The sequence below is a fragment of the Oceanospirillum multiglobuliferum genome, assembly GCF_900167095.1.
GTDB classification, from domain to species: domain Bacteria; phylum Pseudomonadota; class Gammaproteobacteria; order Pseudomonadales; family Halomonadaceae; genus Oceanospirillum; species Oceanospirillum multiglobuliferum.
Map to the genome: position 1 here is coordinate 267,089 of NZ_FUXG01000002.1, position 11,794 is coordinate 278,882.

Here is an 11,794-nt window from a genome sequence, read left to right on the forward strand (position 1 = left end):
ACTTGTCATAATAAGCGATCGAGGCTCTACATATTTACGTTGGCCGCCTTAGGGCGGCCTAGCTGTTATACGACTTTATAGAAGTATTTAATTTATGAGTTGGTTAGAGAAAATTGTTCCCTCGATCGTGCGTTCTGATCGAAACCGTCGCAACAACATTCCAGAAGGCCTGTGGCACAAATGTCCAAAGTGCGAAGCGGTGTTATATCGCCCTGAGCTAGACAAATCACACAATGTTTGCCCTAAGTGTGATCACCACATGCGCCTAACTGCACGTAAACGTCTAGGCATCTTTTTGGATGAAACAGGCCGTACAGAACTATTTTCTGATATCGAACCTGTCGATCGTCTAAAGTTTAAAGACTCTAAGAAATACAAAGACCGCTTATCTGCGGCGCAAAAAGAGACTAACGAGAAAGATGCATTGCTGGTGATTCGAGGTACAGTTCAAGGCGTACCTGTTATTGCCTGTGCTTTTGAGTTCAACTTTATGGGCGGCTCAATGGGTTCAGTTGTAGGCCAGCGCTTTGTAAAAGCGGCTGAGCTTGCTCTGGCTGAAAATATACCCTTCATCTGCTTCTCAGCCAGTGGTGGCGCACGTATGCAAGAGGCGTTGTTCTCTTTAATGCAAATGGCGCGTACCAGTGCAGCACTAGAAAAGCTGAAACAAGCAGGTGTGCCTTACATCTCAGTACTGACTGACCCTGTTTATGGTGGCGTGTCTGCAAGTTTGGCAATGCTAGGTGATCTGAATATTGCAGAGCCATTTGCGCTATGCGGTTTTGCAGGCCCTCGCGTTATCGAACAAACAGTACGTGAGAAACTACCAGAAGGTTTCCAGCGCAGTGAGTTCCTGTTAGAACACGGTACGGTTGATATGATTTTGCACCGCAATGAACTGCGTGAGAGAATCTCTTCAATTCTACGCAAACTTACAGCGATGCCTGCTAACTGAGATTGGTCAAAACCATGAGCGATTTATCCGGCATAGACTGCTTGGCCTCTTTTAGCCCTGAAAGTGCCAACCTGCAACAATGGTTGGCTTATTTAGAGGCACTACATCCAAGCGAAATTGACCTAGGTCTGGATCGTCTACGCCAAGTGGCTGAGCGCCTGCAAGTGACCACCCTGCCTTGTGACGTAATCACAGTGGCAGGCACTAACGGTAAAGGCTCTACTGTGGCGATGTTAGACTCGGTTCTACGTCATGCCGGATATCGTGTGGGTTGTTATACCTCCCCTCATTTTTTGCATTACAACGAGCGTATCTGCTTAGAAGGTAAGCCCGTTAGTGATGATTTAATCTGCCAAGCGTTTTGCCAGATCGAACAGGCTCGTGCAGAGATCAGCCTGACGTATTTCGAGTTTGGCACTTTAGCGGCCTTTCTCATTTTTGCTGAGCAAAAACCAGATTTTGCCATTTTAGAGGTGGGATTAGGTGGCCGTTTAGATGCCGTCAATCTGATTGATCCTGATGTTGCCATTGTAACCACCATCGCCAAAGATCACGAAAGCTGGCTGGGTTCAGATTTAGAACAGATTGGTCGAGAAAAAGCAGGTATCTTCCGTCCGAATATTCCAGCTTTGCTAGGCGCACAAGAGATGCCGGCTAGCGTACGTGCAACTGCCCAATCCCTAGGGGCTTCTTGTATTGCACAAATAGGCCAAGATTATCGCTGGCAGCCTGAAAGCAATAAGCAGCAATGGCAATGGCAGCAGCTCAATGCTGAAGGTGAAGTCACGCTTTGCTATCAAGCCTTACCAAAACCTGCATTACCTTTAGATAACGCTGCTACGGTGATTCAAGCCGTGCAACTGTTGAACAAGCCTGTGGCACCTAAAGCGATTTATCAAGGGCTAGCCAACGCCTCGCTGACAGGGCGTATGCAGCGCATCGGACGGTTTTTACTTGATGTGGCGCATAATCCACACGCTGCACAGTATGTTGCTGCACGTTTACAAGAGCAGCCTAAAACGGGTCGTCGAGTAGCTTTGCTGGGCATGCTAGACGATAAAGATATCGAGTCTGTGCTTGAGATTATGGCACCAGAGTTTGATGCTTGGTATATCGCACAGCTTTCAGGCCCTAGAGCAACTCCTGTGCAAAGGGTATTAGAAAAGTTAAGCCAACTAGGCTGTGACAACTGCCAAGGTTTTACCGATGTTAGTGCAGCACTAGCCGCCGTATTAAAAGACACTAGCGAAGATGACAATGTATTGGTCTTTGGCTCTTTCTATACAGTGGCAGGGGTTTTAGCAGAGAAAGAGCGATTAACTCCATGAAATATGGTTTGAAGCATCGTATTATTGGCGCTGTTATTTTACTGTCACTGGCAGTGATCTTTTTGCCTATTATACTTGATGGCGGTCAGCGTCCCGCTCTGCCGCAAACGACCTCTGCAATACCTGCTCAGCCGCCAAAGCCTGAAATTAAAGTTAAAATCCCTGAACCAATACCGACTCCTGCGCCTATAGTGAAGACACCAGAACGTGAGCAGTGGCAAGCAGGTTTAACAGAAAACAACACTCTAGCCGCATGGACACTGCAAGCTGCAACCTTCAAAGATGAAGCCAATGCACTTAGCCTACGTGATAGATTACGCAAAGTAGGCTTAAAATCTTATGTACGCAATCGACAAACATTTTATGTTGTCTATGTAGGCCCTGTCGCAGACCCTCAAAAAGCCGAGCAACTTAAAGCCCGCCTGAAGAAAGAACTAGGCATTAGTGCGCTAATGATGAGTTACGATCCAATGGTCGATGTTCGAGATAAAAAGGTAATCACCCAATGATCTGGTTAGACTGGGTAATTATTGCAGTGCTTGCTGTTTCTGCCCTAATGGGATTGCTGCGAGGCATGGTGCGTGAGGCAATCTCTTTAACCACTTGGGTAGCGGCTATGCTTTTAGGGCGTACTTTTGGCCCTAAAATTGCTGATATGTTAAGCCCTTATCTCAGTAATGAGATGTTAAGGTTGGGCTTAGGTTATGCCCTGACAGTGGTGATGGTTATTGTGATCGGCTCAGTTGCTGGACGTATAGGTAAAACCTTGGTCAGTGCCTCTGGGCTAGGCCATTTTGACCGCGCGCTAGGCTTAATTTTTGGCACCCTACGTGGCGCGGCTATCTTAGTTATTATTGTTGCCATTGTTAGTTTAACCCCTTTGGCAAAAGAATCTGTTTGGCACGAATCTAAACTAGTGCCTATGTTAGAAGATTTAAGAGATCAAGCCGCAGGTTTGATTGATCAGCAAATTAGTTAACCCAGCTTTGTTGTTTTAACCCCCAAGAGGTGATGTTCAATGTGCGGAATCGTCGGCATTGTTGCCAATAGCAGCGTAAATCAGGCCATTTATGATGCCTTAACTGTCCTTCAACACCGTGGACAGGATGCTGCAGGTATGATGACTTGCCAGGATGGTCGTTTTTTTCTGCGTAAAAGCAATGGCTTAGTACGCGATGTATTCCGTACCCGTCACATGCAGCGCCTACATGGCAATGTGGGTATTGGTCACGTGCGTTACCCAACGGCAGGCTCTTCAAGTGAAGCTGAATCACAGCCATTCTATGTGAACTCGCCTTACGGTATCGCGCTGGCGCATAACGGCAACCTGACTAACTCTAAAGATTTGGCTGAAGAGCTGTTTACTACAGACCTACGTCATATCAACACCAACTCTGACTCAGAAGTGTTGTTGAACGTATTTGCCCATGAGCTGGGCAAGCACAGCTTGAAACTACAAGCGGGTGATATTTTTGACGCTATTCGCCGCGTTCATCGTCGCTGCCGTGGTGGTTATGCCGCCATTGCCATGATCAGTGGTTTGGGCTTGGTGGCCTTCCGTGATCCTTACGGCATTCGCCCTGCGGTATTTGGTAAGCGCGAAAACGAAGGTGAGAAAACCGAATACATGGTGGCTTCTGAAAGTGTTGCTCTTGATGTATTAGGTTTTGAACTTGAGCGCGATATTGCACCGGGTGAGGCGATTTTTATCGACTTAGAGGGCAATATTTTTACCCAGCAGTGTGCTGATAATGCGACGCCGCGTCCTTGTATTTTTGAACACGTTTATCTGGCGCGCCCTGACTCGATCATGGATGGCATTCACATCCACAAATCGCGTATGCGTATGGGTGTGAAGTTAGCTGAAAAAATCATGCGTGAACGCCCAGAGCATGGTATTGATGTGGTCATCCCTATCCCAGATACCAGCCGTACCTCTGCGCTAGAATTAGCACATCATCTTGGCGTGACCTTCCGTGAAGGCTTTATCAAAAACCGCTATATTGGCCGCACTTTTATTATGCCAGGCCAAAAAGAGCGTAAAAAATCGGTACGCCAAAAGCTGAACGCCATTGATCTAGAGTTTAAAGACCGTAACGTTCTGTTGGTAGACGACTCGATTGTACGTGGCACCACCTGTAAGCAAATTATTCAGATGGCCCGTGATGCGGGTGCCAAAAATGTTTACTTTGCCTCAGCAGCACCTGCGGTACGTTATCCAAACGTATACGGTATTGATATGCCGTCAGCAGATGAGCTGATCGCCCACAACCGTACCGACGTTGAAGTGGCTGAAAAAATTGGCGCAGACTGGCTGATCTATCAAGACTTAGACGACCTAATCGCCTGTGGTGTAGAAGGCAATGCCGATATTAAAGGCTTTGATTGCTCTGTATTCAACGGTGAGTATGTCACTGGTGATATTGATCAACGCTACCTTGACCGTATTGAAGCAGAACGTAACGACAGCGCTAAAGCAGGCTCTGACGTGAAAGTTGATGCTGTCATCGACATGCACAACGACGTGGCGGGTGATTAATTATGTCAGACTTTGATATTAACGCTGACGACTGGGGCTTAGAAACCCTTGCTGTGCGTGCGGGCCAAACCCGCTCGCATGAGGGTGAGCACAGCGAGGCGATCTATCCAACGTCTAGCTTTGTGTTTGGCTCCGCAGCAGAAGCGGCTGCGCGTTTTTCCGGTGCCGTGCCGGGTAATGTGTATTCTCGTTTTACCAACCCAACGGTGCGGATGTTTGAACAGCGCATCGCGGCGCTAGAAGGTGGCGAGCAAGCCGTGGCTACCGCGTCGGGTATGGCGGCAATTCTGAGCACCTGCATGGCCTTAATGGCGGCGGGTGATCATATTGTGGCCTCTCGCAATATTTTTGGTTCAACCACCAACTTATTTGAGAAATACCTGAAAAAATTTGGTGTCAGCATCAGCTACGTTGATCTGAAAGATTACGAAGCTTGGTCTTCTGCTGCGACTGAAAACACCAAACTCTACTTTCTTGAAACGCCCTCCAACCCAATTTGTGAATTAGGCGATATTCAGAAAATTGCCGACATTGCACACAGCAAAGGCGCAAAACTGGTTGTGGATAACTGCTTCTGCACCCCTGCTTTACAGCGTCCTTTGATGATGGGAGCAGACATTGTGATTCACTCTGCCACCAAATATTTGGATGGACAGGGTCGCTGCGTAGGCGGTGTCGTGGTGGGCAACCACCAAGACATGGAGCAAGTGGTCGGCTTTGTGCGTACTTGCGGCCCAAGCTTAAGTCCATTTAATGCGTGGGTATTCCTGAAGGGATTGGAAACGCTGAACCTGCGTATGAAAGCCCACAGCGAAAACGCATTAGCCTTGGCGGAATGGTTAGCCCAGCAGCCTCAGGTGGAAAAGGTCAACTACTCAGGATTGGCCTCTCACCCTGATCACGAACTGGCAAAAACACAGCAAAAAGCCTTTGGTGCGGTACTGTCAATTGAAGTGCGCGGCGGCAAAGAGAGTGCTTGGACAGTGATTGATAGCACCCAGATGATCTCCATTACCGCCAATCTGGGCGATGTTAAAAGCACCATCACGCATCCTGCGACAACCACTCATGCCCGTATCACACAAGATGAGCGAGATGCAGCAGGCATTCGTGACGGCTTAATCCGTATAGCGGTGGGGCTTGAAACATTAGAAGACCTAAAAGCTGATCTGGCGCGTGGATTAGCTAAAATCTAAACGTGAAGTGTGATCAACAGGTATGCAAAAACCGTTTATTGGCTCAGTCTGATAAACGGTTTTTTTGTTACACAGGGCTAATATTCGATCAACAAAGAGGCAAAATGTGATCAGTCTAATCTTAGGGGGCGCACGTTCGGGCAAAAGCGCTCTGGCAGAAAAAATCGCCAGCAAGTCAGGATTGGCCGTGCATTACTTAGCCACCGCACAGACTTGGGATGACGAGATGCGACAGCGTGTGGCGCATCACCAGCAGTCTCGCCCTGCCGAATGGCCAACAATTGAAGAACCGCTAAAGATTGTGCCAGTGATCCAAGCACAAGCTGAAAACTGCCTGCTACTGGATTGCCTCACACTCTGGTTGACCAACCTCTTATTGCTGGAAGATGAGCAAGCCTTGATCACCTATCAACAGACCTTTCTTGATCAACTACAGCAAGGCGTTTCAGGGCACCTTATCTTGGTCAGCAACGAAGTTGGCCAAGGCATCGTACCCGACAATGCCCTAGCGCGTCGTTTTGTCGATGAAGCTGGACGTTTACATCAGCGCATCGCAGCGGTTGCTGATCAAGTGATCTTTGTAACCGCTGGTTTGCCACAGATACTCAAGTCACCTACTGGCCGGTGAGTGGCTCAGTGTGCGGTTTCCACCATCGGCTTTTGTTTGGGATTGATCTGCGAAATCAGCATACCCGCCAACATCAAACCACAGCCAATCATCGCTTTTAGGCTTAGCAGCTCGTTTAACATCAAATAACCGCCAATCACCGCAAACACCGCCTCTAAGCTCAAAATAATAGCCGCGTGAGACGCAGGTGTACTTTTTTGCGCCACCACCTGCAAGGTATAAGCGACACCAACCGATAATAAACCTGCATAAGCAATCGGCTGCCAACCTGCGGCAATATCGGCAATCTGTGGGGTTTCCGCGATAAAAGCCGCAATCAAACTGATCACACCACAGGTAAAAAACTGCACAATCGACAAGCGAATCGCATCCAACTGTGGTGACAACCAACCAATCATCAACACATGTCCCGCCCAGAAAAAGGCACCAATCAGCTGTAATAAATCGCCATAAGACAAACTGAAATCATCATTAATACTCAGCAGATACAGCCCAACTACCGCCAGTAACGCCCCTAGCCAAGTATTACGGCCTGTTCTTTGTCCCCAAAACAGCGCCAACATCGGCACCAAAATAATATACAGCCCCGTAATAAAACCCGCTTTACCCGCCGTGGTGTACTGCAAACCTACCTGTTGCAGTGCTGCGCCCATAAACAGCAACATACCCGCCATTGCACCGCCTAACCAAAGGCTAATCGGCTTTTTGGCCGTGGTATCAATGGTTTTCACTTCAGGCTTAAAAAACAGCAATAAAGGTAATAAAGACAACGCCCCTAAGAAAAAGCGCGAAGCGTTAAAAGTGAACGGGCCAACGTGCTCCATACCCAGACGTTGAGCCACAAAAGCCAAGCCCCAAATAGCAGCAGTCAGCAGCAACATCAGGTCAGAGCGAAGGGTGCGAGTTTGCATAATAGTTTGATCTTAAATGAAATTATGAGAAGGAATAAGCTTATACGATAGTAGCAGGTTCGCAGACAGAAACCTTTAGTTGTCGTGTAAGATTTTATTATTCAGAGGGTTAATTGAGGGGGGCGTAGCGAGAGAAGTGCTTGAATCGAGTCATCACCGCTTCCTGCGTTTGAAGACCCGATCAGAGCATAGTACGGGAGGTATTTCTACAGCCTGAACGACTGGCAAAGGGGCGCAAGCGCGTTAGCACGAAGCGTCCCGCTTGAGCCACTTGTTAGGCTTACAGTTGATAGTCGCCAGCTCTTTCTGGTTGATAAGTAATTTCTGTGATCTTCACTTTTAGAAAACCACCTCCGGGCTTAGGCCACTCAATTTGATCGCCGACGGAAAGCCCCAATAATGCGCTACCTACAGGTGCCAAAATGGATATTGTTTTTCCATTTGAATCTGCATTTTTCGGATACACCAAAGTTAACTCAAATTCTTTCTGACTGGATTCAACAAAAAAACGTACAGTAGAATTCATTGTAACGATGTTTGCTGGTATTTCTTTAGGCTCTACGATCTTCGCCCGACTAAGCTCCTCTTCCAACTCTTCGATACCGGACACACTATTCTTTGGTAAAGAATCTATGAGAGAGTACAATCTTTCTGAATCAAGCGAAGATAGCACTATTTCTGGTCTTCTTTTCATTTCTACCTCATTAATTAATCATGGATCTTTTGGTTACTATGTAAAATCGAAAGCCTGTAATTCGCTGTGCCTGCGATTGTTAGAAACCATTAGCCACCGACCTTGTTGTATGCGATTGCCACAAATTCTTTAACTGGTTCAAACTCCGCTTCCGAAGATACGGTAAACTCAACATCACCAGTACCGTAATGACCTATTGATGTTACATCTCGATAGTTTTTGGTGCCTTCTGGAACATCCGACGGATTGAGCTTTAAGAACAGCTTGACGTTCTTACCTTTGACTTCCATGCAAGCGATGTTCTGCGATATTTTGTAAGCAACATAGAATTTTTTGGGCACTTCTTCAATTGATTCATCTAAACCAATGATGAACTCTCGTATGAGTACTGTTAACTCTTGGATATCGTCGCTTTTTCCTTCAAGTCTTTCATCAAATGTATAGGTTGCTGTGGCACGTGTTAGCGCAGCTTTTTTGCCAGCCTCAACCATAACGGGATTTTTGTATCCATTTTCAACGGTGTTCGAAGACGTTGACACTGCCGCTGATTTGGCAGTATGAAAAACCTCTTCCAGATAAAGTGAATTGTTGGAAAATAAACGGTATTTCCATAGTTCAATATTTGCACCCATTACCTGCACTGCGTGCAAATCATATTTCTTATAGTTTGGAGCAAGGCAAATAACTCTTACGTCAGACCAATCAACATTTACGCCACTTCCCAGCCTCTTTTGTACTGCGATTTCAAAATCACCTTTGTGATCTTGAATCCAGTGCAAGTAGAAAAGACTTTGGTTAATAAGTTCCGATGATTCAACTTTTTTGTACTCGATAATCACTGGATTATCTTCTTCTGATAGAGCAAGGCTATCAATACGACCTGCATGCTGTGCGCCAGTTGAAAACTCACTAGCAACGAATCTGCAATTGAAGACCGTTTCGAGATTTTTCTCAATCAGGGACTGCAAATCTTTTTCTAGCACAAAGTTTTTCTGCTCTACAGCAGATAGCATATCTCCTGTAATGTCGAAAATCGGCACTTGATGATTACTCCATTGTTTCTTTGGTTTCTAACGCCCGCCTAAGGGGCTGACAACGCATTACCACTAAACTCAAACACACCAACTGTAACCACCGCGGCTCATTGGGACTGGAAACGCCACGCGTTGACAGTCCCTCTTGAGGCGTTTGTTAGCACTCTAATTTTTAACCCATTGTCGAGTTAACATCTGCATACTTTTCCCGACTAACACAATAACAACTGCACCTAATAAAACAGGTGTGAAAAGAAAACTCCAACCTTGCCCAGAAAGCATAATCAATAGTGGGTTAGCTCCAGCAGGTGGGTGTGTCGTTTTCGTAATCAGCATTGCACTAACAGCAAGCCCGGTTGCTACAGCTAATGATATCGCTGACACACCAATATATTGAGTAAAAATCACCCCTATGAAAGCGGTTATCAAATGTCCGAATATCACATTTTTAGGCTGAGCAAGAGGACTATTCGGAACACCAAACACAAGAACTGCAGTAGCACCAAAGGGAGCCATAAGTAAAACAACATTACCCATTGTTGAATCAAGAAAGGAAAGCATCCCTATTGCTAAACAGGCCCCAATGCCCGCCAAAATCGACATGAACAAACTGTGCATATAAACATCTCCATGAAGTAGACCACTCTGTCTACAGAATCAGAGTAGACAAAATGGTCTACCATTGTCAATATGACTTTAAAGGAGATATGAAATGAACCTAAAACGTCAATTTTTGATAGATACTGCACTAAACCTTTTTTATAAAAATGGAATTAATTCTATTGGAATAAATGAGGTCATCAGTGTTTCTGGTATTGCAAAACGAACTCTCTATTCTCATTTTGAAAGTAAAGAAGCCTTAATTCTTGCTGCTTTACAAAAACGGCACGAAATATTCACTTTTTGGTTAGAGCAAAAACTATCTGGCTCCCAGTCAAACCAAGAGGTTATTCATCGACTATTTTCAGCACTAGCCAATTGGTTTCAAAACAAAGAAAGTATGTTAGGTGATTTTCGAGGTTGTTTTTTCATTAATACATCTGCTGAATTCAGCGATATCAACAGCGAAATTTTCCGTTTCTGTAACCTCCACAAAGAGCATGTTAGACAAATTATTAGCTCTCATCTCAAAAGTGGAGATAGTTCGTTGCTTGATGCTATTTGCATAATGAAAGAAGGTGCCATCGTAACAGCCCACTTGTCTGGAAATGGAAAAGAAATCACATCTAAATGTATTGAAATGCTCAAGAAATTTGAGTGCTAACGCTGCGTTAAGGGGTGAATGCCGCATAAACCAACCTTCCGCAGACCACTTCACCACCAAAAATCACCGCATACTAAAAATGCCACGCGTTGGCTGTCCCTCTTGAAGCGTTTGTTATGAGCCATTTCCCATCAAAAGAAGTTCTAACTCATTGTTTGTTATTGCTTTCAGGTTGAGTGTTATTTTCTCTGAGCTCCAATTCCACCACGCAATTTCTAACAATTTATCGACAACATTTGGCTCAAAACGATACTTTAAAATCTTAGCGGGGTTACCACCAACAACGTAATAAGCAGGAACATCTTGTGTCACAACAGACTTACTCGCGACAATGGCACCATCACCAATCGTTATTCCAGGCATAATGGTTGATTCATAACCCAGCCAAACATCATTACCAATTACTGTGTCGCCTTTATAAGGAAGCTCTCCAGCTTGTGGGATTGAGACTTCCCAACCGTTACCAAAAATGAAGAAAGGATAAGTTGAAAAACCTGACATATTGTGGTTTGCACCATTCATAATGAACTTAACGTCTTTAGCAATAGCACAAAACTTTCCAATCCTTAACTTATCACCAATAAAAGGGAAGTGATAAAGCACATTCCGTTCAAAATTTTCAGGCCCGTCAGGATCGTCATAGTATGTATAGTCACCAACTTCAATATTTGGAGACTTAATATAGTTTTTTAGGTAGCCGATTTGAGGAAATCCTTCCATTGGCTCTTTATTATTTGGATTTGGATCGTACAAATTAAATATCTCCATAATGGCTCATAACGCCTCAATGTGGGGCGGCCGTAACAAAGCGAAGCGGCGTGTAGGCAGTCCCACACCATTGACTTGTTATGGCTGCTATAGACCATGCTTCACTGCAAAAATATCGTTGTCTGGATTAGAGTTCCATTGATATTCTGCCCAATCAGCAATTGACTCAGCTCGACGTTTACCCCAAATTTCTTCAATTAAAGCTAAAGACATATCAATTCCGGCTGACACGCCTGCTGAAGAAAAGATATTGCCATCCTGAACCCAACGAGCTTTACCAATCCATTTAGTATCTAACCCCTGTGAAGATACCCAAGAAAATGCAAATTTGTTCGTGGTTGCCTTTTTTCCATCCAGCACCCCTGCTCTTGCAAGTAAAGCACTACCAGTACATACCGAGGCAATATACTTCGCTTTTGAAGCCTGGCTTGAAATCCAATTAATGACCTCGATATTATCCACTTCCTTTCGCGTTCC

General features: G+C 45.4%; 14 protein-coding genes. 8 read left to right on the top strand and 6 right to left on the bottom strand.

Annotation, left to right across the window (positions count from 1 at the left end; all coding sequences use genetic code 11):
* Positions 1–94: 94 nt before the first annotated feature.
* From accD to cobU, 7 genes are all read left to right on the top strand, one after another.
* Positions 95–955, top strand: a complete 861-nt coding sequence (gene accD, locus B5D26_RS02550) for an acetyl-CoA carboxylase, carboxyltransferase subunit beta (protein ID WP_078744116.1) — start codon at positions 95–97, stop codon at positions 953–955.
* Positions 956–969: 14 nt separating this feature from the next.
* Positions 970–2,283: a bifunctional tetrahydrofolate synthase/dihydrofolate synthase gene (gene folC / locus B5D26_RS02555; RefSeq protein WP_139776573.1), complete on the top strand. Its 1,314-nt coding sequence runs from the start codon at positions 970–972 to the stop codon at positions 2,281–2,283.
* Positions 2,280–2,792, top strand: a complete 513-nt coding sequence (locus B5D26_RS02560; protein ID WP_078744117.1) for an SPOR domain-containing protein — start codon at positions 2,280–2,282, stop codon at positions 2,790–2,792. Before folC ends, B5D26_RS02560 begins: the two co-directional genes overlap by 4 nt.
* The gene (locus tag B5D26_RS02565) at positions 2,789–3,262 is read left to right on the top strand and encodes a CvpA family protein (RefSeq protein ID WP_078744118.1); all 474 of its coding nucleotides are present in this window, start codon (positions 2,789–2,791) and stop codon (positions 3,260–3,262) included. The genes B5D26_RS02560 and B5D26_RS02565 overlap by 4 nt, the downstream gene beginning before the upstream one ends.
* A gap of 39 nt (positions 3,263–3,301) precedes the next feature.
* A complete protein-coding gene (gene purF / locus B5D26_RS02570) occupies positions 3,302–4,822 on the top strand; it encodes an amidophosphoribosyltransferase (RefSeq protein WP_078744119.1) in 1,521 nt (506 codons plus the stop codon).
* A gap of 2 nt (positions 4,823–4,824) precedes the next feature.
* Positions 4,825–6,018: an O-succinylhomoserine sulfhydrylase gene (locus B5D26_RS02575; protein ID WP_078744120.1), complete on the top strand. Its 1,194-nt coding sequence runs from the start codon at positions 4,825–4,827 to the stop codon at positions 6,016–6,018.
* Positions 6,019–6,124: 106 nt separating this feature from the next.
* Complete coding sequence (gene cobU / locus B5D26_RS02580; RefSeq protein ID WP_078744121.1) at positions 6,125–6,646, top strand: bifunctional adenosylcobinamide kinase/adenosylcobinamide-phosphate guanylyltransferase; 522 nt, start codon at positions 6,125–6,127, stop codon at positions 6,644–6,646.
* A gap of 5 nt (positions 6,647–6,651) precedes the next feature.
* Here the strand turns inward: cobU and B5D26_RS02585 are convergent, their stop codons facing one another.
* The 4 genes from B5D26_RS02585 to B5D26_RS02600 form a co-directional block, all read right to left on the bottom strand.
* Positions 6,652–7,557, bottom strand: a complete 906-nt coding sequence (locus B5D26_RS02585) for a DMT family transporter (protein WP_139776572.1) — start codon at positions 7,555–7,557, stop codon at positions 6,652–6,654.
* A gap of 280 nt (positions 7,558–7,837) precedes the next feature.
* Positions 7,838–8,251: a nucleoside diphosphate kinase regulator gene (rnk, locus tag B5D26_RS02590; protein WP_078744122.1), complete on the bottom strand. Its 414-nt coding sequence runs from the start codon at positions 8,249–8,251 to the stop codon at positions 7,838–7,840.
* A gap of 89 nt (positions 8,252–8,340) precedes the next feature.
* The gene (locus B5D26_RS02595; RefSeq protein ID WP_078744123.1) at positions 8,341–9,291 is read right to left on the bottom strand and encodes a DUF5655 domain-containing protein; all 951 of its coding nucleotides are present in this window, start codon (positions 9,289–9,291) and stop codon (positions 8,341–8,343) included.
* 159 nt (positions 9,292–9,450) lie between these two features.
* Entirely contained in the window at positions 9,451–9,903 is a 453-nt protein-coding gene (locus B5D26_RS02600; RefSeq protein ID WP_055032211.1) for an HPP family protein, read from the bottom strand.
* A 94-nt stretch (positions 9,904–9,997) separates the two neighbouring features.
* Between B5D26_RS02600 and B5D26_RS02605 the strand changes: the two genes are divergently transcribed.
* Positions 9,998–10,549, top strand: a complete 552-nt coding sequence (locus B5D26_RS02605) for a TetR/AcrR family transcriptional regulator (RefSeq protein ID WP_078744124.1) — start codon at positions 9,998–10,000, stop codon at positions 10,547–10,549.
* Positions 10,550–10,663: 114 nt separating this feature from the next.
* Here the strand turns inward: B5D26_RS02605 and B5D26_RS02610 are convergent, their stop codons facing one another.
* Together B5D26_RS02610 and B5D26_RS02615 are read right to left on the bottom strand one after the other, a co-directional pair.
* A complete protein-coding gene (locus tag B5D26_RS02610; protein WP_078744125.1) occupies positions 10,664–11,317 on the bottom strand; it encodes a Vat family streptogramin A O-acetyltransferase in 654 nt (217 codons plus the stop codon).
* An 87-nt stretch (positions 11,318–11,404) separates the two neighbouring features.
* Positions 11,405–11,794: DJ-1/PfpI family protein (locus B5D26_RS02615; RefSeq protein ID WP_234985156.1), on the bottom strand; the 390-nt coding region annotated here is incomplete at its 5' end.